Raw genomic sequence first — 20,364 nt, forward strand, 5'->3', positions numbered from 1 at the left:
GATCGGACCGCACATGCCCCGTCCCGCCACGCCCGCCCGCAAGGAGCACCGCAGGGTCGCCCTTGCCGCCATGGCCGGTACCACCATCGAGTGGTACGACTTCTTCATCTACGCGCTCTGCGCCGGGCTCGTCTTCGACAGCCAGTTCTTCGCCGGGCTCGGCGGCAACGCCCTGCTCATCTCGTTCGCCACGATCGGGATCAGCTTCTTCTTCCGGCCGGTCGGGGCTGCGCTCGTCGGGCACCTCGGCGACCGGATCGGCCGGCGCCGCACCCTCATCTTCACGCTGCTGCTCATGGGGATTTCAACGACGTTGATCGGCGTGATCCCGCCTGCGAGCGCCATCGGGGACACCGCGCCGGTGCTGCTGATCCTCCTGCGCATCCTGCAGGGTCTCTCGGCGGGCGGCGAGTGGGGCGGCGCCGCGCTGCTCGCCGTCGAGCACGCGCCCGCTGGGCGAAGCGGACTGTTCGGCGCCTACCCGCAACTCGGGGCCCCTGCGGGGCTGCTGCTCTCCAACGGTGTGCTGGCCGTGGTCACCGCCATGACGACGCAACAGCAGTTCCTCGCTTGGGGCTGGCGGATCCCGTTCCTGATCAGCGTCGTCCTGATCGCGGTCGGACTAATCATCCGCCGCAAGGTGTCCGAAAGCCCGGTGTTCCAGAAGCTCCAGCAGACCGGCAGCAGGGCCAAGACACCCCTGCTGACCGTGGTCAAGCACCACTGGCCGTTGGTGCTCGGCGGCGCCTTGCTCTTCGCCGCGAACAACGCCGCCGGCTACATGACAACGGGCGGGTACGTGCAGACATACGCCGTGAATAGCTTGCACATGTCCAAGTCGGTGATCCTGTCCGCCGTCATGGTGGCCGCGGTGGCGTGGCTGACCAGCACGCTGTTCGCCGGGTGGCTGTCCGACCGGGTCGGCCGGCTCAAGGTCTATCGCGTCGGCTTCGTTCTGCAGCTGGTCTGGATGTTCCCGTTCTTCGCGCTGCTCAACACCGCGAACCTCGGGCTCGTCGTCGTGGCCCTGCTCGTCTACAGCATCGCGCTCGGACTGACCTACGGTCCTCAGGCGGCGCTCTACTCCGAGATGTTCCCTGCCGCAATCCGCTACAGCGGGGCCGCTCTGGCCTACGCCATCGGGGCCGTGCTCGGCGGGGCGTTCGCTCCGATGATCGCGCAAGCCCTGCAGTCCGGCACCGGAACCGTCTACTCCGTGGGCGTCTACCTCGCCGCGCTCACGGTGGTGGGCCTCGTGGTCACGTTCGTCCTGAAAGGACGATCGACCACTCCGCTACCCACGCAGGGCGAGACCAGCACAATCGCCACAGGGAGTGCGTCATGACGAACTCACCCATGTCCCGTCGGAAGTTCGCTCAGCTGGCCGCCATGGCCGGGGCCGGCACACTTCTGCTGCCGGGCACCGCAACCGCCGAGAACGGGCGCACTGCCCAGTACTATTACGACCACGCCTACCGACTCGCCGGTGACGATCCCGTGTTGCTGGACATCATCGCCGCGCTGACCCCGGGATTCACCGTCCCGCGGCCGACCGCTCCCGCCCCGATGAAGATCTTCGACAACCTCGCCGTACTCGGAGTCGGCTGGGTGTCCGCCGTGGCCGTGCTCACCAGCGACGGCATCATCCTCATCGACGCACTCACCTCGACGGCCGACGCCGAAACCGTCATCGTCCCCGGCCTGCGCTCGCTGGGCGCCGATCCGGCAACCGTCAAGTACGTGGTGGTGACGCACGGCCACGGCGACCACTTCGGCGGCGCCCAGTACTTCGCCGACAACTACGGCGCACGTGTCCTGGCGGCGCCGGCCGACTGGGACCACATGGAAGACGCCGGCCAGCCCGGCAGGCCCGTCCGCGATCTGGACATCAGCGACGGGCAACGGCTCACCCTCGGCGATACCACGCTGACCCTGCACCACACACCTGGGCACACCCCCGGCACCGTCTCGCCGGTCATCCCGCTCAGGGCCAACGGGCGACGGCACACCGGGATGCTCTGGGGCGGCACGAAACCGCCCGCCGACATCGCCACGTTGGAGACTTATCTCTCGTCGGTGGAGAAATTTCGCTTCCGTCTGCGGCAGGCCCGCGTCGACGTCGAGCTGTCGAACCACCCCTTCTGCGACCACGGGCTGGAACGCATGCAGCAGATGTTGGACAGCCCCCGCGCCACCAATCCGTTCATCCTCGGAACAGACGGTACGCAACGCTTCATGAACGTCATGGACGCGATGGTGCACGGCCTCATCCTCGATGCCGGCACTACCCCGGCGACGACATCCCTTATCGGCCACCGTTGCTGCTGAGCCGCCGGCGGGCCGGATTCACCGTTCCGCAGGTTCGGCGCAGATCCGCGGAAGCACTTCGGCACCAAGGAGCCCGATGCCGCGAAGCCTCCGGCCGTCATGCGCCATCCACAAAGGGCTATACGCCGTCCAGGCTCCGGATGCGGATGTTCCGCCAGCGGCAGGCGGCACCTCGTCCCCACCGGGCGTCGCCGAACACGGCGTCGTTGTCGTGCACCTCCAGGGCGATGTGCCCCCGCGGACCGAGCAGGCGCAGGACCGCATCCGGGTCGTAGTCGGGAGACCGCAGGGTCGCGGTGTCGAGTTCGGCGATCTTGAGGCCGTTGACCCAGGTGGTGATCACGGGAAGCGCCCCGGCGGCGCGGATGCGGATCTCGTTCCAGTCCGCCAACCTCCACACGCGGAGGAAGTCGTCGACCACGGCCGCGTACCGCAGCCGGGCGATTTTCTCAGGGGTGACCGGTTCGGCGCTCGTATCCGGGTCGTCGGCTTCGAGGCCGATGACGGTCCCATCGGCGTCGCGGCGGGATCTGATGGCGAAGGGCACCGCGGAGAAACTCGCCAGGCCGTTGCCGAAAAATCCGCCGATCCCGCCGGATTCTCGGTGGTCGAGCAGCACCTGGAACCCTTCCCAGCTGTCCCGCTGCCGCCGGATCATGATTCCGGTGTCGGCGGGCCAGTCGGGTTTGGCCTCCAGCGCCAGCTCGAAATCCCCGAAAGTGTCGTCTGTGACGAGGTAGCCGCCGTAGCCGCTGCCGGGCGCTTCCTGACGTCCGACGATGGCGCCGTCCTCGACCGTCCACACGGCGGGGTGTTTTTCCGGTTCGCGTGGCGGCGCGATCCCCTGCCGGGCAAGGAGTTCGTGGACATGCGGTCCGCCGGGATACACCGCCCCGTACACCCGCGGCGCGGGATGCCACCCCTCGAGGGTGACACCGTCGAACAGCGGGGTGTAGCCGTCTTCGTCAAAGCGATCGATCGTCGGCTCGGTCAATTCGTTTCGTCCTCCAGTCGCGACGGCGCTCACTGATTCGAGAAGGCGGCATCGAAGACCGCGTCGGGGAGTTTCCACAACAGGGAGCGGATGTAGGTCACGGCCTCGGCGGCGCCGTGGAGGCGGTCCATGCCCGCGTCTTCCCATTCGATCGAGATGGGGCCGCGGTAGCCGATCGAGGCGAGGGCGCGGAAGGCGTCCTCCCAGGGGATGTCGCCGTGCCCGGTGGAGACGAAGTCCCAGCCGCGACGCGGGTCGCCCCACGGCAGGTGCGAGCCGAGGATGCCCTGGCGGCCACTCGACTTGCGGATGCGGGTGTCCTTGCAGTCCACGTGGTAGATGCGGTCGGCGAAGTCGGTGATGAAAGCGACCGTGTCGACGCCTTGCCACGCCATGTGCGAGGGATCCCAGTTGAAACCGAAGGCCTCCCGGTGGCCGATCGCCTCCAGGGTGCGCACGCTCGTCCAGTAGTCGTAGGCGATTTCGCCGGGATGGACCTCGTGGGCGAAGCGCACGCCCTCGTCGTCGAAGACGTCGAGGATGGGGTTCCAACGATGCGCGAAGTCCTCGTAGCCGGCGTCGATCACGGCGCCGGGCACGGGTGGGAACATCGCCGCGTACGGCCAGATCTTCGAGCCGGTGAAGCCCACGACGGTGTCCACGCCGAGCTTGCGGGCCACGCGCGCGGCCCGTTTCATGTCCTCGCCGGCGCGCCGGCGCACGCCCTCCCCGTCGCCGTCGCCCCACACGTGGTCGCGCAGGATGCCCCGGTGGCGGAAGTCGATCGGGTCGTCGCACACGGCCTGGCCGGTGAGGTGGTTGGAGATCGCCCACACCTTGAGGCCGTGCTTATCGAGGATGTCCAGCCGGGACCGCACATAGGCCTCGTCCTCGTCGGCGCGCGCGAGGTCGAGGTGGTCACCGCTGGCGGCGATCTCCAGGCCGTCGTATCCCCACTCGGCGGCGCGCTGGGCGAGCTCCTCGAAGGGCATGTCGGCCCATTGGCCGGTGAAGAGGGTCACGGATCGGCGTGCTTGCCCGGTCATGATTCCTCCGCGGCCGTCGTGGTGAAGTAGGGGTGCCGGCGCAGGAATTCCAGAGAGGCGGCGCTGCTCTCGGTGGGCGTGGGGAGGTTGGGCACGTCGACCTCGATGACGAACCAGCCGTCGAACCCGTTCGGGAGGGCGGCGAGCACGGCGTCGAAGTCGATGGCGCCGCGTCCTGGCTCGCTCCACACCTTCGAACGACCGGTGGCCGTCCAGTAGTCCTCGTCGCGTTCTCGCGCGGCCTTCGCCGCGTTGGCGTCGACGTCCTTGACGTGGACGTTGAGGACCCGGTCGGCGTAATCGGCGATGACTTTCTCCGGTGTGGCGCCGGCCCAGCGCAGGTGGCCGGTGTCGGGGCCGAACCACAGGGCGCTGCCTGCGGTGGCATCGAGTACGGCACGCACCTCGTCCTCGACTTCCACCGCGGAGCCGACGTGCGGGTGCAGGCCGTACCGCACCCCCTCGGCGGCAGCGGCTTCGGCGGCCGCGGCGAGTCCGTCGGCCACCACGAGCGTCCGGTCGCGGTCATACCCGGTTCCGATCGCCGGGTGGGCCATGCGATCGGGTAGCAGGTCGGCGGCGATGAAGGCGCTGTCCACGCCGAGCTCGAGGTGGGCCTGCGCGTGCCGTTTGATCGCCTCGACGGCCTGGCCGTGGCGCTGCGGGTCGTGGAACGGTGCGGAGAAGTAGCCGGGCGCGGCGGCGAGCGAATGCTCCGCCAGCAGCGCGCCGTACTCCGCCGCGGTCGTCTCCGGCGGCAGCTCGATCGTCAGGTGGGTGAACCCGACCTGCGAGACCGCGGTCATCGCCTCGCCGAGGACGCCGCGGTCGAGCCGGTAGCCTCCGTCGCGGAGGATCCACGGCAAAGGGTTGATCGCCGTCCGGTGCATCAGAGTCATGGAAGCTTCCTTTTCGATCACCGGGCCACCTGGTCGTTCTGGTCGAAGGGGTAGTCGACGAAGGCGAACGCCGTTCCGTCCGGTGCCCAGCTGGGGACGTTGATCGTGCCCTGCCCCCCGTCGAGGACGACCAGCGTTGCCGGCTCCTGCCACGCCTTGACGGACACCAGGCGCAGCTCGACGCGCAGGTCCGCGGGGTGGCCCGTCGTGCCGGGTGGGTAGCTGAGGTAGACGGCGACGTCTCCGGTCGGGGCGACGTGCGGGAACCAGTTCACCCGCTCGTCGAAGGTCAGCTGCTCCGGTTCGGTCCCGTCGGGGCGCACGCGGGCGAGCTGGGCGTGCCCCGGCGTGTCGGAGAACTGCTCGGTGTTGAACACGATCCAGGCACCGTCCGGTGTCCATTCGCACCCATCGGCCGGCCCGGGGTCGGTGGTGACGGCAACGTCGTCCTGTCCGTCCAGGCCGACGGTGTGGATGGTCGCCGACGCCCACCAGTCGTCGCCCCGGGGTTCCAAACGCACGTAGCCAAGGCGCCGCCCGTCGGGGCTGATGCCGTGCAGGAAGTGCATGCCACCGTCGTCCACTGTGACGCGTCGCGCAGTGCCGCCGGCGAGGGGGACTTCCCAGATGTGCCAGTCGTTCGTCGACGCGAACACGGTCGCCCCGTCCGGGGCCAGGACGTGATCGTTGTTGACCTCGGGCAGGCCCGCCGCCGGGACCTCGCGGGGTGGTGCGGAGCCGTCAGCAGGCAGCAGCCAGAGCATCCCGTCGCCGTTGACCAGCAGCCGGTCGTCGGCCGTCCAGTTCGGAGCCTCGTAGAGCCGCTCGCGCGACTCGAACACGGTGCGCACCGACCCGGTCCGGCGGTCCCAGACGCGGATCCGCGCGCGCTGCCCGGACCGCAGCCGGCGCAGCGGCACCTGCTCCTCGCTCATTTGCCGCCTCCCTCGGCCAAGTAGGCGCGGATGCCGGCCACAACGAGGTCGTGATCCTCCTGGGAGGACAGTCCGGAGGCGGTGGCGGCCGCGACGACGCCGGCGCCGCGCACCCGGATCGGGACCGATCCGCCGGTCACCGCGTACTCCGAACCCAGCCAGCCGGCCGCGACCGGATCCACACGCGCGGCCGACATGCGGGCGTCGACCAGTGCACTACTGGCCTCCATGCGCAGGACGAGCGCGGCTTTGCGGGCGATCCAGGTGTCCTGGTCGGGGGTGACGCCCGGCAGGGCAGCGCGGAACAGGATCAGGCCGGGCCGGCGGATGTCGATACCCACCCGGTGCCCGGCTTGCTGCGCGATGGCGGTGATCCGGGCGCCCAGCCGCCAGGCGTCCGAGTGGTCGAACTCTTCGAAGACCAGTTCCCGCTCCTGGCCTTCGAGCGTGGTGATGAGATCGGTCATGGGTGGCTTCCTTCGAGTCGGGACGCGGCGATCCGGGCCCGCGCGTCGTCGATGGTGGTCAGGATCGACACGGTCTCTTCGAGCGTGTGGACGGGCGACTCGATGCGGCCTTCCCCGGCGAACCGGGCCAGCGCCGTCGCTTCCCAGGAGAGCCCATCGAACCGGCGCAGACCGGTCGGGTCGCTCCAGCGGAGGTCGGCCGCGAGGTGATCCGTGCCGGACAGCGTGAAGGAGGTCGGGGCGTAGAAGCTGCCGTCGATACTGATCGTCGCCTCGGAGCCGGCGATCACAGCCGTCATCGGGGTGCGGGCCAGGATCGACGAGTACAGGGTCGCTTGAGCCTCGCCTTCATGGCTCAGCACCAATGTCGAGTAGGCGTCCACACCGGTCTTCGTCATGCCGCCCACCGCGGTCACCCGCGTCGGGGCGCCCAGCACCATCGACGAGAACTGCACCGGGTAGATGCCCAGGTCCAGCAGTGCTCCGCCGCCGAGGTCGGGCCGGTACAGGCGGTGCTGCGGGTCCGCGGTGATCGCCTGCCCGTGGTCGGCGAGCACCGCACGCACCTCGCCGAGGACCCCGTCGGCCAGCAACCGCCGGATGACCGAGGTCTGGGGCAGGTAACGGCTCCACATCGCCTCCATCACCAGCACGCCGGCGGCACGGGCGGCATCCGCCAGGGTCCGCGCCTCGGCCGCGGACGTCGTGATCGGCTTCTCGATCAGCACCTGCTTGCCCGCGGCGATCGCCGCCAGCCCGATCGGCAGGTGTTCGCTCGGCGGCGTAGCGACGTACACGACATCGACGTCCGGGTGGGTCACCAGCTGCTCGGCGGAGCCGAGTGCCAGCTCGATCCCGTGTTCGGCGGCGAACGACGCCGAGCGCTCGGCCGAGCGGGAGGACACGGCCACGAGCCGCTGAGCCGTGTGGGTGCGCAGCGCCTTCGCGAACTCGCCGGCGATCCACCCCGGTCCGATGATGCCCCACCGAAGCGGCGGCTCGCCGCTTCCGGGAACGTACAGCTCAGGGTCGGGCAGGTGAGAAGGCAGCATCGCCACGCTCCGGTTTCACAACGGTATGGAGAAATCTGTTAGCACGAGCTAAAGTCATCCGAACCCCGAGGTTAGCACGAGCCAAACCGGTTGCCGAACACCCGCTTGTGCCGCACGTTCGGGCTCGACTCAAGGAGGCGTCGATGGCAGCAAACTCGCCCGTACCCACCCGCACGACCCCGATCTCCGCGCCCGCCGTCAGCAACTGGTACATCGCCGCGATCGGCCTCGCCCAGTTCGGGATCTACGTCGCGATCCTGTCGCCGGTGTTCGTCAGCATGCAGCTGAAGGCACAGGAGCTGAACCCCGCCAATCCGGCATCCGTCATCGCCGTCGTCCTCCCGATCGGCTCGATCGGCGCGATCTTCGGCAACCCGTTGTTCGGATCCCTGAGCGACCGGACCCGCACCCGCTGGGGCAGGCGACGCCCCTGGCTGCTGGGCGGCGTCGTCACGCTGCTCATCGGCCTCACCGCGGTCGTGTTCTCCCCCAACGTCCTGATGCTGACGTTCGCGTGGCTGCTCTGCCAGCTGGGGTCCAACGCGGCGTTCGCGGCCCTCATGGCCAGCTTCGCCGACAACGTTCCGGTGTTCCAGCGCGGACGGGCCTCCAGCGTCATCGGCGTGGCCCAGAACATTTCCATCCTGGCCGGCATCTACGCCGCCGCGCTCCTGGTCGCCAACCTCACCCTGCTATTCCTGATCCCGGGCGTCGTCGGAGTCGCCTGCGTGGTCGTCTACGTCCTCGTCACTCCGGACCGCGTCCCCGACACGCCGCTGAGGCCGTTCTCGGTGCTGGCCATCCTCCGCACGTTCTGGACGAACCCCGTCAAGTACCCCGACTTCGGCCTGGCGTGGGGGTCGCGCTTCCTGATCGTCCTGGCGACCTTCCTGTTCACGACGTTCCGGCTCTTCTACATGCAGGATCACCTCGGGCTCGACGCCCGCCGCGCGGTGTCGGCCGTCGCGACGGGCGTCCTGCTGTACACGGTCGCCATCTTCGTGAGCACCGCCGTATCCGGCTGGCTGTCCGACAAGCTTCGCCGCCGCAAGATCTTCGTCGGTGGCTCGACGCTGCTGTTCGGGGCGGGGCTCGTCGCGCTCGTCTACGCCGAGAGCGTGCCGGCCTTCTATGTCGCCGAGATCATCATGGGCTTCGCTTACGGCACTTACACTGCGGTCGACTACGCGCTCGTCGTCGACGTGCTCCCGGATCCCGAGAAGCCAGGCAAGGACCTGGGCGTCATGAACATCGCCAACTCGCTTCCGCAGTCCTTCGCGCCCGCGCTGGGCGCACTTCTGCTCAGCATGGGCAGCGGGAAGAACTATCCGGTGTTGCTGTGGACGGCGGGGATCATCGCGGCGATCGGTGCCGCCGTCATCATTCCCATCCGCAAGGTTCGCTAGCGATGAAATTCGGCGGAACCGGGTCGTGGGAGCCTGCGCAGCTCACGACCCGGTCGGCGCGGGTCCTGTCGAATCGCGAACCACCAGCCTCGTCCGGGTCGCGCTCACCCGGCGAGGCCCGTCATCTCCCTCGAGCCGCTTCAGTACCGTCGTCAGGGTCGCCTCGACGGTGGCCTCGACGTCTTGGCGGACCGACGTCAAGCTGTGGTACGACAGGGACGCCAGGTAGCTGTCGTCGAACCCGATCACCGAGATTGCTCCCGGCACCGGAAAGTTCGCGCGGGCGAACACGGCCAGCATGCCCGCCGCGCATTGATCACCGCAGCACACCACCGCCGTCGGACGCCGGCTGCGTCCCAGGATCTCCCGAGCCACTGTCGCACCGCCCTCCTCGGAAAAGTCGCTGGAGAGCACCTCGATCCGATCCGCCAAGCCGGACTCCGCCATCGCACCGCGATACGCATTGGTCCGGTCCCGGCCCACCTCGCCGCCAAGCCCGCCGACATAGGCGATGTCACGGTGCCCGAGCTTCACGAGATGCTCGATCGCCAGCCGCAGTCCCTCGATCTCGTCCACGTGGACGTTGTCGACCTCCGGTGCCGGCACCCACTCGCCCAGCCAAACGACCGGAACCAGCTGCCACGCCCCGGCGAGCGCGTCCGAGGTCGGATCGGGATTGAAAGCAACCAACGCTTCCACCCGTTGTTCCATGAGCTCGGCGACAACCACGTCCGTGGACCTCTCTACCGTTGCCGGACCGAGAGCCAACCCGAACCCTTTCTCGGCGGCTCGCACGAAAAGCCGCTCAACGAAACGGACCTGAAACGGATGCCGCATCTGGAACACCGCGCCAATCAGGTGCGTGCGGTTCTGCCGAAGGAGCCGCGCGGACGCGTTCGCCCGGTACCCCAGCTCGGTTGCCGCGCCCAGAATCCGCTCCCGCGACTCCGCGCTCGGCCCAGGCACACCCCTCAACACCAGAGAAACCAGCTGACGCGAAACACCGAGGTGATCGGCAATGTCCTGCATCGTCGGGAGCCGTGCCGAGCCCTTGCTCGCGCGAAGCGGCCGCGCGCCATTGCTCATGCGCACCAGTCTCGCACAATCCGATTGACGCCAAGCGTCGAGGAGCTCCGGCCCTGCGCAAGCGACAGGGTGCGCGCCGGCGACCGACCGCTCGGTGACGAGCCGAGGCGAGCCATCAGTTCCTGGAACTCGATGCCCTCACCAGGACCATCGGCCGCCCTGCGAGGACCTCGTCATCGGCAGGTGACAGCAGGCAGGTGATCCGCTTCGGACCACTTCGCCAACGACCTTCGGCTGAGGGCGACCCGGTGGCGAAGCGGTGGAGTTTAGCAGGCCATCTCGTCCGGAACCGAGGATGCAGCACGGGCAGAGCTGGATCGGCGACATCGACGCGCAGGTGTTCTCGCTGGTGAGGGCACTGGCGGCCGACCATGAGCGCGGAACCCACGCGGATTGACAGACAAGTATTCAAGACTTACGATCTCCGGCCACGGGGTGCTTTCAACGAGGAAGGTGCAGTGGTGTACAGGTCAGGAAGCAGCAGCTGCCGCGGAAGAGTCGCGGTCGCTTTGGTCGCGGCGGGCGCTTTGGTCCTCTCGGGATGTGGCCGGTCCAGCGAGAGCACGGGAACGGCGGATGCCGGGCCGGCCGTCGACAACTCCCCCGCAACCGGTGACGTCACCATCTGGGCGGCCCAAAACGAGGGCAAGACACTCTCGGCCCTCGCGAAGTCGTTCACCGCCGAGAACCCGGGTGTCCGGATCACCGTGACGCCGGTGTCGTTCGACGAGCTACCGCGAAAGGTCGACACCGCGGTCGCCAGCGGTCAGGTCCCCGACATCATCCAGCCGTCGACAGGACTCCAGTCATTCGTGGCCACGGGCGGCATCGCACCGGTACCCGACGGTGTCACGGACCCGAAAGACTTCTTCGAGCCGGCCGTCTCCGCAGTCACGTTCCACGGCATCCGGTACGCGGTCCCCTGGTACGTCACGGTCCAGTCGTTCTACTACCGCGCCGATCTCGCCAAGAAAGCAGGCGTCGAGGCACCGAAGACCTGGGACGACACGATCAAGTTCGGCAAAGCGCTCAAGAACGCCGGCGCCCGCCACGGCGCGCTCATCTACACGAAGGGTACCGCCGCGTGGCAGACCGTTCTGCCGCTGATCTACGAGGCCGGCGGAACCGTGCTGAAGGACGGCAAGTTCACCTTTGACACTCCCGAGGTGATCACGGCACTGGACCACTACCAGTCCTTCTTCCGGGAGGGCGTCGCGGATCCCACGGTGACGATCTCCACGGCAGGGGAGACCGAAGCGGGATTCGCCGACGGCACCTTCGGTTCCTACCTGACCGGTTCCTTCTCCTACGGCCTTGCACTTTCCGCTCTGCACGGTGACACGGCCAAGCTCGGTTTGGCGACGTTGCCCGCGGGTCCCAAGTCAGGCGCCGGCTACCTCGGGGGTTCCGGGCTGGCGGTGATGGCGAGCGCCCACAACAAGGATGCTGCTTGGAAGTTCGTGCGGTACGCCACTTCCGCCCAAGGGGAACAGAAAGCCTACGAGATCTCCGGGGTGCTCCCCGCGGCTCGGACAGCCTGGAAATCGGGGCCGCTGGCCGAAAGCGCGGTCGGCAAGACCTTCGCGTCGCAGATCGAGAACAGCCTCCCGCAGCCCCAGGTGCTCACCTGGACCGAAGTCCGGGACGCGATCGCACGGTACGCCGAGCAGCTGGCACGAGGAGTCATCTCCCCGAAGGACGCCGCCACACGGCTGCAAGCCGAGGCGGAGAAGATCGGAACCGGTGAACGATGACCTCCGTGGCCACTCGCGCCAAGCGCCGACCCGCCGCGGGACCCCCCTCCGCATCACGCCGCTCGCAGGCCGTCGCGGGCTGGCTGTTCTCGCTGCCGTTCGTACTGGTGTTCCTCGTCTTCTACGCCTGGCCCATCATCTGGTCGCTGCTGATGAGCCTCACCGACATGACCAGCAGGGACCTGCGCGCACCGTTCGACGTGAACTTCGTCGGGCTGGAGAACTTCGCGACCGTGCTGACCGATCCGGATTTTTTCCGCGCCCTGCTCAACACCGCGATCGTCGTGGTCGTGGCCGTTCCCGCCATCCTCGTCATCGCCCTGCTCCTCGCCGTCGCGGTGAACAACGGCATCCGCCGGGGCAAGGCCTTCTTCCGGACCGTGTACTACATCCCCGTGGTCACGAGCATCGTCGCGATCGCTGTCGTGTGGAAGTTCCTGTTCGCCGACGAAGGGACCGTCAACGCGGCGCTCGGTCTGTTCGGCGCCGACGGCCCGGCGTGGCTGGCCGATCCGTTCTGGGCACTGCCCACGATCATCCTCCTCGTGATCTGGCGGTGCTTCGGCCTCGTCATGGTCATCTTCCTCGCCGGCCTGCAGGGGATACCCGAGGGCATCTACGAAGCGGCGCGTGTGGACGGGGCGGGCGCCTGGCGACGCCTCGTCTCCATCACTGTCCCCATGCTGCTTCCCACGGTGCTGTTGAGTGCCGTGCTCATGACCGTCGCGGTCGTGCAGGTCTTCGAGGAGCCGTTCGTCATCACCCAGGGCGGACCGCTGAACTCGACGACGACGATGGCCATCTACATCTATGACCAGTTCGGCTTCGGCAAGTACTCGACGGCCTCGGCCGCGAGCTACATCCTCTTCGCCATCATCGCCCTCCTGTCCCTGATCCAGTTCCGACTCCTCAGGAGCAAGACGTGACACTCATCAGCGAGGTCAGGCCGGACGCATCCCGCGACCGGCCCCCACCGAGGACCGTGCCGGCCGGCGCCGGGCGGCGAGACGCCGTCCTGCGCTGGGTCCTCTACCTGGTTCTCGTCGCGGGCGCGCTGGTCACCGTCAGCCCGCTTCTGTGGAACCTCCTCAGCAGCTTCAAGCCGAGCGGGGACATCCTGCGATCGGGCAGCTGGTGGCCCGCGACCTTCACCTGGGAGAATTTCTCCCAGCTGCTGTCGAACCCGAAGTTCCCCCGGTACTTCGTCAACAGCGTCGTGGTTTCCGCGACCATCGTGGCAGGCAACATCGTGTTGTCCTCCGCTGTCGGGTACGCGCTGTCCAAGCTGCGGTTCCCCGGCCGCCGGCTGGTCTTCGCCGCCGTGCTCGTGACGTTCATGGTGCCGACGCTCGTGCTCTTCGTGCCGCTGTTCGTCACCGTGGCCGCGTTGAACATGACGAACACCTACGCGGGGCTGATCCTGCCGTTCCTCATCACCCCGCTCGGGGTGTTCGTGATGCGCCAGTTCATCTCCCAGCTGCCCGACGAGCTGCTCGAGGCGGCGCGGATCGACGGCGCCGGAGAGGGACGGATCTTCTTTCGCGTCGTCTTCCCGCTGTGCGGGCCGGCCATCGCGACAGTCGGGATCCTGTCCTTCGTCAGCTCGTGGAACAACCTGCTGTGGCCGTTGGTCATCGCGCAGACGGAGGACATGTACACCCTTCCGGTCGGGCTCACGACGTTGTCCCAGACCGAAGGTGTGGTCGACTACGGCCCGCTGCTGGCCGGTTCCCTCGTCACGATCCTGCCGATCGTCGTGATCTTCGTCTTCTTCCAGCGGTACTTCATCGCCGGCATCGCCTCGACGGGGATCAAATGACGGCGGCGTCGCGGCCGGCCGGGCCGCACTGGTGGTCATCCCCGTTCCGGCTCCTGCAGACCAACCTCCGCGAACAGGACGCCACCTTGGACGCGGCGCGCGCGGTGGACGAGCTCATCTCGCTCGGGTACGACACCTGGCTGTGCAACGCCGGTGGAATCGTTTACTTCTACCCCGTCCACGAGCCCTACCAACGCACCGCACGCACCTTGGCGGAGCGCCCGTCGGGCGACCTCGTGGGCGATGTCGTGGAAGCGGCCCATGAACGCGATGTGCGCGTGCTGTCGCGATTCGACTTTTCCCGGCTGCCGTCGGACATCGTCGCCGACCATCCCGAGTGGGCGTTCGTCGACCGGGACGGCGAGTGGTACACCGAGGACGGCCTAACGGCGATCTGCCCGAGGAGTGACTACCACGAAGTGCTGGTGCCGCAGATCCTGGACGACTTCGTCCGGCGGTACCCCGTGGACGGCGTGTTCTTCAACTGGCTTCAGTTCACCGAAGTCGCTTACAGCGGTGCCTACAAGGGCGTCTGCCGGTGTGACCGCTGCCGCGCGGCTTTCCAGCAGGCGCATCCGGGCCACGCGCATCCCCGCGGGGTGGGTGAAGAAGGGTACGACCTGTGGCTGCCGGTGGCGTTCGCCCGGCTGACCGAACTGGCCGAGCGATACTCCGAGGTGGTGAACGCCGTCCGGCCCGGAACTCCGCTCATGCTGGCCGACGTGCGGATGGACATCGCTTTTCTCGAGACGAACAGCTCGCTGGGCCACGGCGACAAATGGTGGCCGCACACGCCGAGTGAACTCGCCAGCGTGAACCGCATTTCCGACCCGGCCGTGCCGGCGCTCGTGCACTCCTCGGTCAATATGGGACTGCCGTACCGGCAGATCGCCGAGGAACCTGCGCAGTTCCGGCGGTACATGGCGCAGGCGCTTTCGCGGGGCGCACTTCCGTCGAGCGTCGCGATCGGTGTCGCGGACGCCGAACGGTTCCCATGCCTGCGAGCGGGCGCGGAACTCTTCGGCTTCCTGCGGCTGCACCACGACCTCTATGCCGGCTTCGAACCGGCGGCCCGCGTCGCACTGGTGCGTCCGCGTGGCGGCACCGCACTGAGCGAACTGCAAAGCCGCGACGACTTTTCCGAGTACCGCGGCCTGTACACCGCGCTCCAGGAGGCACACATCGCTTTCGACGTCATCGGCCTCCAGTACCAGGAACAATTGGTGCGCCGTGACGTCCTCGGCCGTTACCGCGTCGTGGTGGTGCCCGGAACCGCGGGGATGGACGCCCCGCTGCGGCACGCGCTCGATGATTTCGTCCGAACCGGTGGCGCGCTGCTCCTGACCGGAGACGCCTTCGACGACCAAGAGCCCGGTACGGCAGCCACGGCGGTACTGGACGCCGCCCCTGCCGTGCGCCGAACGGCACGCCTGAGCGGGGTCGCCCGGCTGGGTGGCCGTTACGTGGGGCCCGCGGACGGGAGCACGGCGGAACCGCTACACCCGGTTGTCGGTCACTTCAGTCTCGCGGAGTGGCGCGCGGAGTCGATCCCCGGCCGGCTCGTGCTCAGCACGCAGACGCCTTTCGGGCCTCCCGAAATCACCGGCGGCAACGCACCGGCCGACGATGCTCCGGCGCTGGTGCGGGCTCGGTTCGGCGCGGGCCGGGTCGTGCAGTTTCCCTGGTCCGTCGGAACGACGAGCCACGAGTCCGGCCTGAGCGCGCTCGATCGCGTGGTCTCCGACGAAGTGGCATCGCTGCTCGGGGACGACACGGTGGTGACGGCGAACCTTCCCGCCTCGGTCGAGCTCACACTCGGACGCGCCGAGGGCGGCTGGGTGATCCACCTCATCAACCACACGAGTGGTCGCGGCGACCGCGTTCGTGAACCCCTGCCGGTACACGGTCAACTGGTCCTGGGTCCACGGTTGCGAGGGGCGCGGAGTGCCCGCGCGCTCGTCGCCGACCGGGTCCTGCCGATCGCTGAGGGAATGCGCATCGACGTCGACCTAAATGGGGTTCTGGAAGTGATCCGGATTGACTGACCGCACCATCCCGCGCGAGCTGCACCACTCATGGTTTCCCGCCCGGGCGGCCGGGAATGCCGAACCGCTCGTCCTGCTGAACTCCCTCGCCACGACGACGGAGATCTGGGCTCCCCTGCTCCCCGACCTGACCGCCGAGACCGATGTGCTCTGCCTCGACTACGCGGGGCACGGCCGGTCTCCCGCCCGGCGGTGCCCCGCCGATCTCGACGAACTGGCCAGGCAAATCACCGAGGTGATGGACGCGCGCGGGGTGACGCACGCGCACATCGCCGGCGTATCCATCGGCGGGATGTCGGCGCTGCGCCTGGCCGCGACCGCCGGAAACCGGATCCGGTCCGTCGCCGTGATCGGCTCGACCCCGGTGACCGACCGCGACCTGTGGCACAGCCGGAAAGAAGTCGTCCGCCAGTGGGGTACCCGCGGTCTCCTGACCGACGTGCTGCGGCGCTGGTTCACCGACGACTACGCGCGGGCGCAACCCGAAGTGGTCGATGCCTACGCCCGGATGTTGACCGACACGGTCGACTCCGCCTACTCCGCCTTCTGCGACGTGCTCGCCGGAGTCGACATGCGGGATGAACTCGCGAAGATCACGTGCCCGACGGTGGTGATCAGCGGGGCGGCGGACGCCGCCGCCACGGTGGCCCAGGGGCGGGAGATCGCTGATCGGATCGATGACGCGCGCCAGGAGGTCCTTCCTGGCGCGGCGCACATGCTCCAGGCGATGGCGCCGCATCGGGTGGCCGCGCTCGTGCGGGAGAACATCCGCCGCGCCACATGACCGACTCCGGTACCCGTGTGCGCGGCTCAGGAGAACGCGCCGCGGACACGGGTGTGTGCGGAGTCGAGGTGCGCGATCAGCTGGGCGCTCGCCTCGTCGACACGGCGAGCGCGAAGGGCATCCAGAATTTTGGCGTGCTCCGCGGCGACCACGGGGATGGGCGCGCTCTGGTGACCAGCGCTGCCGATGGTGAGGAGGATTTCGCCGGTTATGAGCTCGTGCATCCGCGCGAGGCGCTTGCTGCCGCTCGCCCGCACCATGCTCGAGTGGAAGTCGATGTCGGCTCGGACCAGCGCCGCGCGATCGTCGAGTTTTCCGGCCAGGTCGATGGCGTGCTGGGCCTCCAGCATTGCGCGCGGGACGTCGCCCGAGGTCGCCAGTTGCCGGGCGGCGGCGACTTCGATGGTGGTGCGGGCGAGGAACAAGTCGTCGACGTCGGCGGCCGTGAGCGCGGTCACCGTGGCGGACTTGTGCATCGCGCGTTGCAACAGTCCCGTGTTCACGAGGCGCTCGATGCAGGCCTTCGCCGTCGGGCGCGCCACGTTGTAGTCACCCACCACCCGGGCCTCGGTGACGCGTTCCCCGGAAGCTATCTCGCCGGTGGCTATGCGCTGCCGCAGTGACTCGTACACCGCGTCGATGAGCGTGGTGGTGGAGACCGCGATCGAGGGGGTGGTGTTCATACACTGAGTATGTCACAGGATTGTCATAATGTCTTACATTTTGCGTCTTCGGCACCCCGGTTGACGGACTGATCCACCTCGGCCAAGAAGGGCAGCACGGTTTCCGACACCGCTGCCGCGGCCTCCACCGGCAGCCAGTGGGCGCCTTCCAGTTCCCGGTAACGGCTTTGGTCGATCCCGTCCGCGATCTCCTGGAGGAGCGGGGACGGCGTGGACGGGTCGAACCGGCCCGCGACCACCAGGGCCGGGCAGACGACGAGGGGCAACGCGTCCCTCAGGTCGAGGGCCCCGACGGCCTCGGCGGTGCGGGCATACCCCTCGACCGAGGTCGACAAGAACATCCGCCGAGCGGCCTGGACAGCTGCGGGGTGCCGATGTGTCCACGCACTGGTGAACCAGCGTTCGAGGGAGCTGTCGGCGAGGTCCGCCATCCGGCCGTCCCGCGCCGCCCGGGCACGTTCTCCCCAGATCTCTTTGTCCGGAAAGAAAGCTGCTGTGCACATCGCGGTGAGCGAGCGGACCCGAGTGGGCATGCGGGCGGCGAGCGACATCCCGACCATGCCACCGAGCGAGAGCCCGACGACGTGAGCGTGTTCGGCACTCGCCGAATCGAGGACGTCCGCGGCATCGTCGACGAGCGAGCCGATGTCGATCGGCGATTTTCCCAGCGGGGAAAGACCATGGCCCCGCGAGTCGTACCGGATGACGCGAAACCGCGGCTCAAGCACACCCGCGAGGTCCGCCCAGACGTCCGACGTCGCACCGAGCGGGTTGCTCAGCAGAACCACCGGCCCATCGGCCCGGCCGGTGGCGATCCAATGCAAGTCGGTCATCAGGCACCGCCGGGCAGGGTCGCCACCTCGAAGTCGACGACCCGATCGAGAACGAAGGTCACGGCACCGTCGTCCTCGATCGCGAGCTTCGCCGAACGACGTTCCCGGTGGAAGTGGGCGTCCCCGCCGGCGACGGCTGTTCCGTTCACGCGAACACGCAGTGGCCCCACCGGGCGGAACTCCTCCACGGGCTCATCCTGGGCACCGGGGTTGTCGAGGTTCGTCACCACGATCACGACTTCGTCGGCGGTGCACCAGCTGCGCACGTCTACGACGCCGGGGCCGTCGACCTCGATGGTCGGTCCTGCGGGAGCCAAGCTCCAGCGTGCGAGGCCGGCGAGGATTTCACGGTGTTCCACGGCCCGGTAGGTGAAGAACCGGGCGTCGAGGTCTGCAGCGAGGTAGGCGGAGCGGACGGGAGTGGCCTGACGGGCGAGTGTCGGCCGCCCGCCGGCGCGGGGCAGCCCCGCCGCATGCGTCGGGATCACGAACTCCCCCTCGTTCCACATCAGCGCCGTCTCCGCGGACCCCGCGCGGAAGGGGACCAGCCAGGTGCTGCCGGGAACGACGTCGTCGTCGCCGAGGCCAGGCAGGAGCGAACGTGCCACCGGGTCGCCGTCTAGATGCAGGTAGGACACCGCTTCGGGGCCGAGCATCGCGGCTGGGTCACGCGTCACGCCGACCAGGGTCCCGATGGGGTCGCCCTCGTGCGGAACACCCCATTCGTCGAGCATTCCAGCCGCGCCGCACACCACGACAGCGCCGCCCTCCCGCGCGAACCGGACGACGCGCTCGACCGCCCGGGCGCTGAGCACGAGGCTGCTCGGCAGCACCAGAACCCGAAGCCAGGTGAACGACGCGATGCCGTCTGCGAAGACGAGCTGCGCCGGCACCCGAGCGCGGCTCAGCGCGAGGTGCCATCCATTCAGGGCGTCGCTGAACCGCGGCCCGGGCAGGGCTCCGCCCCAGTCCTGGAGCCAAGCACTTTCCTGCGACCAGACGATCCCGACGTCGGCGAGCGAGCGGCGGTCGGCGAAGACAGAGCCGTTCTCGGCGACCCACTGGTCGAACTCCACCACGCCCTCGAGCCAGCGACGGCTGTACTGCCGTCCCGACACGGCGTGCCACATCGGCAGCTCGCCGTGGGCGAGGGCGAGTGCCCGCTGCAGCCGCAACTCGGCCGGGTTCTTCGAGCTGTGGCGCCCGCTGCCGCGCATCCGTGCCGTGGACTGCACTCGCACCGCAGGCTTCCCGGCCGACACCGAGCGCAGCAGTTCTGAGCTGAGGCCGACTTCCCACAGGCCGTGCGAAGGCGCCGAGCGACCGTAGTCGGGCGAGCGGTCTTGGTTGTCGCAGAACAGGACGTCGAGCTCGGCGGCCCACTCCGTCCACGGCAGGCCGCCACTCACCCCGGGTATCGCCGAAGTGTTGAAGGAGAGATCGGCCGAGATCTCCTTCACGTGGCTGCGCAGAGCGCGCAACCGTGCCAACGACGTCTCACGCAGGAACTCCACGTAACGGCGGAAGACCGGGTCGGCGGGGTCGTCGGCGGCGGGGAACGGCACCCCGCCGGCGTAATCCGCCCACAACTCCGTGCACCGGTCGCACCGGCACAGCATGCGCGTGGAGGGAGACGCCAGTGCGACGGTGGGAAACCCGTTGGTGAAGAAGCCGGCGACGTCGTACCCCTGCGCCACTTCGGTCAGCAGCGCCGGGAGGTAGTCAGTGAAGAGCCCGGAGTTGATGCACGTGTAGTACATCTCGTTCTCGATGCGGTGCCCACCCGGCCGGCCCCAAGTGCCCCCGGTGACGTCGTTGAGGGTCCGTGAGCGGCCGCTGGCATCGGTCATCATCCAGGTGGGGTGTAGATCCCGGAAATGCTGGTCGACCACGCCGACGTCGAGGCGGCCCACCACCTCGATGCCCAGCTCGCGCGCCGCGGTGACCATCTCCCCGAACAGGTCACGACGGTCGACGCCACGCGCGACGGGATGCCCTGACAGGCGTGTCGGGTGGTACGCCATGATGCCGCCGCAGTTGAGCAGCACGACCTGCACTCGCGATCGGCGCCACACGTCCCGCCAGAAGCCGACGTCGAGCAGGCGTACGTCGTCCTCGGTGAAGTTCACCTGCCCGTAGCGGGTCAGCCCGGCGAGTCGCAGCTCGGTGGCCGGCATCGGCTTCTCCTCCTCCGCGAGCACGACGGCTCACAAGTTGTCATTCAAGCTATCTT

18 protein-coding genes are annotated in these 20,364 nt (G+C 68.5%); 8 read left to right on the forward strand and 10 right to left on the reverse strand.

Annotated features, from left to right (window positions below; genetic code table 11):
- The first annotated feature begins 13 nt into the window (after window positions 1-13).
- Window positions 14-1,345: an MFS transporter gene (locus ISP_RS37495; RefSeq protein WP_141748518.1), complete on the forward strand. Its 1,332-nt coding sequence runs from the start codon at window positions 14-16 to the stop codon at window positions 1,343-1,345.
- Window positions 1,342-2,328: an MBL fold metallo-hydrolase gene (locus ISP_RS37500; RefSeq protein ID WP_230468524.1), complete on the forward strand. Its 987-nt coding sequence runs from the start codon at window positions 1,342-1,344 to the stop codon at window positions 2,326-2,328. Before ISP_RS37495 ends, ISP_RS37500 begins: the two co-directional genes overlap by 4 nt.
- Before the next feature lie 118 nt (window positions 2,329-2,446).
- Here the strand turns inward: ISP_RS37500 and ISP_RS37505 are convergent, their stop codons facing one another.
- From ISP_RS37505 to ISP_RS37530, 6 genes are read right to left on the reverse strand one after another with little or no spacing between them, the layout of a single operon-like run.
- Window positions 2,447-3,322: a 3-keto-disaccharide hydrolase gene (locus ISP_RS37505; protein WP_013229010.1), complete on the reverse strand. Its 876-nt coding sequence runs from the start codon at window positions 3,320-3,322 to the stop codon at window positions 2,447-2,449.
- A 29-nt stretch (window positions 3,323-3,351) separates the two neighbouring features.
- Window positions 3,352-4,368 (reverse strand): sugar phosphate isomerase/epimerase family protein, encoded by a 1,017-nt coding sequence (locus ISP_RS37510; RefSeq protein ID WP_014467588.1) that lies wholly within the window; start codon window positions 4,366-4,368, stop codon window positions 3,352-3,354.
- Complete coding sequence (locus tag ISP_RS37515) at window positions 4,365-5,267, reverse strand: sugar phosphate isomerase/epimerase family protein (protein ID WP_013229012.1); 903 nt, start codon at window positions 5,265-5,267, stop codon at window positions 4,365-4,367. Before ISP_RS37515 ends, ISP_RS37510 begins: the two co-directional genes overlap by 4 nt.
- A gap of 17 nt (window positions 5,268-5,284) precedes the next feature.
- A complete protein-coding gene (locus tag ISP_RS37520) occupies window positions 5,285-6,202 on the reverse strand; it encodes a TolB family protein (RefSeq protein ID WP_013229013.1) in 918 nt (305 codons plus the stop codon).
- The gene (locus ISP_RS37525; protein WP_013229014.1) at window positions 6,199-6,669 is read right to left on the reverse strand and encodes a heme-degrading domain-containing protein; all 471 of its coding nucleotides are present in this window, start codon (window positions 6,667-6,669) and stop codon (window positions 6,199-6,201) included. The genes ISP_RS37520 and ISP_RS37525 overlap by 4 nt, the downstream gene beginning before the upstream one ends.
- On the reverse strand, window positions 6,666-7,721 hold the full coding sequence (locus tag ISP_RS37530) for a Gfo/Idh/MocA family protein (RefSeq protein WP_013229015.1): 1,056 nt from the start codon (window positions 7,719-7,721) through the stop codon (window positions 6,666-6,668). Before ISP_RS37530 ends, ISP_RS37525 begins: the two co-directional genes overlap by 4 nt.
- Window positions 7,722-7,864: 143 nt before the next feature.
- Between ISP_RS37530 and ISP_RS37535 the strand changes: the two genes are divergently transcribed.
- Complete coding sequence (locus tag ISP_RS37535; protein ID WP_013229016.1) at window positions 7,865-9,127, forward strand: MFS transporter; 1,263 nt, start codon at window positions 7,865-7,867, stop codon at window positions 9,125-9,127.
- 42 nt (window positions 9,128-9,169) lie between these two features.
- Here ISP_RS37535 and ISP_RS37540 read toward each other — a convergent pair whose 3' ends face one another.
- On the reverse strand, window positions 9,170-10,213 hold the full coding sequence (locus ISP_RS37540; protein WP_013229017.1) for a LacI family DNA-binding transcriptional regulator: 1,044 nt from the start codon (window positions 10,211-10,213) through the stop codon (window positions 9,170-9,172).
- A 371-nt stretch (window positions 10,214-10,584) separates the two neighbouring features.
- Between ISP_RS37540 and ISP_RS37545 the strand changes: the two genes are divergently transcribed.
- The 5 genes from ISP_RS37545 to ISP_RS37565 are packed head-to-tail and all read left to right on the forward strand — an operon-like array spanning window position 10,585 to window position 16,615.
- Window positions 10,585-11,967: an extracellular solute-binding protein gene (locus ISP_RS37545; RefSeq protein WP_230468525.1), complete on the forward strand. Its 1,383-nt coding sequence runs from the start codon at window positions 10,585-10,587 to the stop codon at window positions 11,965-11,967.
- Window positions 11,964-12,893, forward strand: a complete 930-nt coding sequence (locus tag ISP_RS37550; RefSeq protein ID WP_013229019.1) for a carbohydrate ABC transporter permease — start codon at window positions 11,964-11,966, stop codon at window positions 12,891-12,893. Before ISP_RS37545 ends, ISP_RS37550 begins: the two co-directional genes overlap by 4 nt.
- Window positions 12,890-13,786 carry a carbohydrate ABC transporter permease gene (locus ISP_RS37555; RefSeq protein WP_013229020.1) on the forward strand — a complete coding sequence of 299 codons (897 nt, stop codon included), beginning with the start codon at window positions 12,890-12,892 and terminating at the stop codon, window positions 13,784-13,786. The genes ISP_RS37550 and ISP_RS37555 overlap by 4 nt, the downstream gene beginning before the upstream one ends.
- Window positions 13,783-15,831, forward strand: a complete 2,049-nt coding sequence (locus ISP_RS37560) for an alpha-amylase family protein (RefSeq protein ID WP_013229021.1) — start codon at window positions 13,783-13,785, stop codon at window positions 15,829-15,831. Before ISP_RS37555 ends, ISP_RS37560 begins: the two co-directional genes overlap by 4 nt.
- On the forward strand, window positions 15,824-16,615 hold the full coding sequence (locus tag ISP_RS37565; RefSeq protein WP_013229022.1) for an alpha/beta fold hydrolase: 792 nt from the start codon (window positions 15,824-15,826) through the stop codon (window positions 16,613-16,615). Before ISP_RS37560 ends, ISP_RS37565 begins: the two co-directional genes overlap by 8 nt.
- 26 nt (window positions 16,616-16,641) lie before the next feature.
- Here the strand turns inward: ISP_RS37565 and ISP_RS37570 are convergent, their stop codons facing one another.
- Genes ISP_RS37570 through ISP_RS37580 form a run of 3 tightly spaced genes read right to left on the reverse strand, consistent with a single transcriptional unit; the run spans window position 16,642 to window position 20,308 of the window.
- Window positions 16,642-17,298, reverse strand: coding sequence for a GntR family transcriptional regulator (locus ISP_RS37570; protein WP_013229023.1), 657 nt, complete (start codon window positions 17,296-17,298; stop codon window positions 16,642-16,644).
- A gap of 23 nt (window positions 17,299-17,321) precedes the next feature.
- Window positions 17,322-18,131: an alpha/beta fold hydrolase gene (locus tag ISP_RS37575; RefSeq protein WP_013229024.1), complete on the reverse strand. Its 810-nt coding sequence runs from the start codon at window positions 18,129-18,131 to the stop codon at window positions 17,322-17,324.
- On the reverse strand, window positions 18,131-20,308 hold the full coding sequence (locus ISP_RS37580) for a beta-galactosidase trimerization domain-containing protein (RefSeq protein ID WP_013229025.1): 2,178 nt from the start codon (window positions 20,306-20,308) through the stop codon (window positions 18,131-18,133). The genes ISP_RS37575 and ISP_RS37580 overlap by 1 nt, the downstream gene beginning before the upstream one ends.
- Between the last annotated feature and the right edge of the window lie 56 nt (window positions 20,309-20,364).

Origin of the sequence: Amycolatopsis mediterranei (genome assembly GCF_026017845.1) — a bacterium.
Classification (GTDB): domain Bacteria; phylum Actinomycetota; class Actinomycetes; order Mycobacteriales; family Pseudonocardiaceae; genus Amycolatopsis; species Amycolatopsis mediterranei.

What these genes read in the sequence shown, in the direction of transcription:
- ISP_RS37495 (WP_141748518.1), top strand. Translation starts at nt 14, where the DNA reads ATGCCCCGTCCCGCCACGCCCGCCCGCAAGGAGCACCGCAGGGTCGCC.
- ISP_RS37500 (WP_230468524.1), top strand. Translation starts at nt 1,342, where the DNA reads ATGACGAACTCACCCATGTCCCGTCGGAAGTTCGCTCAGCTGGCCGCC.
- ISP_RS37510 (WP_014467588.1), bottom strand. Translation starts at nt 4,368, where the DNA reads ATGACCGGGCAAGCACGCCGATCCGTGACCCTCTTCACCGGCCAATGG.
- ISP_RS37515 (WP_013229012.1), bottom strand. Translation starts at nt 5,267, where the DNA reads ATGACTCTGATGCACCGGACGGCGATCAACCCTTTGCCGTGGATCCTC.
- ISP_RS37520 (WP_013229013.1), bottom strand. Translation starts at nt 6,202, where the DNA reads ATGAGCGAGGAGCAGGTGCCGCTGCGCCGGCTGCGGTCCGGGCAGCGC.
- ISP_RS37525 (WP_013229014.1), bottom strand. Translation starts at nt 6,669, where the DNA reads ATGACCGATCTCATCACCACGCTCGAAGGCCAGGAGCGGGAACTGGTC.
- ISP_RS37530 (WP_013229015.1), bottom strand. Translation starts at nt 7,721, where the DNA reads ATGCTGCCTTCTCACCTGCCCGACCCTGAGCTGTACGTTCCCGGAAGC.
- ISP_RS37535 (WP_013229016.1), top strand. Translation starts at nt 7,865, where the DNA reads ATGGCAGCAAACTCGCCCGTACCCACCCGCACGACCCCGATCTCCGCG.
- ISP_RS37540 (WP_013229017.1), bottom strand. Translation starts at nt 10,213, where the DNA reads ATGAGCAATGGCGCGCGGCCGCTTCGCGCGAGCAAGGGCTCGGCACGG.
- ISP_RS37545 (WP_230468525.1), top strand. Translation starts at nt 10,585, where the DNA reads ATGAGCGCGGAACCCACGCGGATTGACAGACAAGTATTCAAGACTTAC.
- ISP_RS37550 (WP_013229019.1), top strand. Translation starts at nt 11,964, where the DNA reads ATGACCTCCGTGGCCACTCGCGCCAAGCGCCGACCCGCCGCGGGACCC.
- ISP_RS37560 (WP_013229021.1), top strand. Translation starts at nt 13,783, where the DNA reads ATGACGGCGGCGTCGCGGCCGGCCGGGCCGCACTGGTGGTCATCCCCG.
- ISP_RS37570 (WP_013229023.1), bottom strand. Translation starts at nt 17,298, where the DNA reads ATGAACACCACCCCCTCGATCGCGGTCTCCACCACCACGCTCATCGAC.
- ISP_RS37575 (WP_013229024.1), bottom strand. Translation starts at nt 18,131, where the DNA reads ATGACCGACTTGCATTGGATCGCCACCGGCCGGGCCGATGGGCCGGTG.
- ISP_RS37580 (WP_013229025.1), bottom strand. Translation starts at nt 20,308, where the DNA reads ATGCCGGCCACCGAGCTGCGACTCGCCGGGCTGACCCGCTACGGGCAG.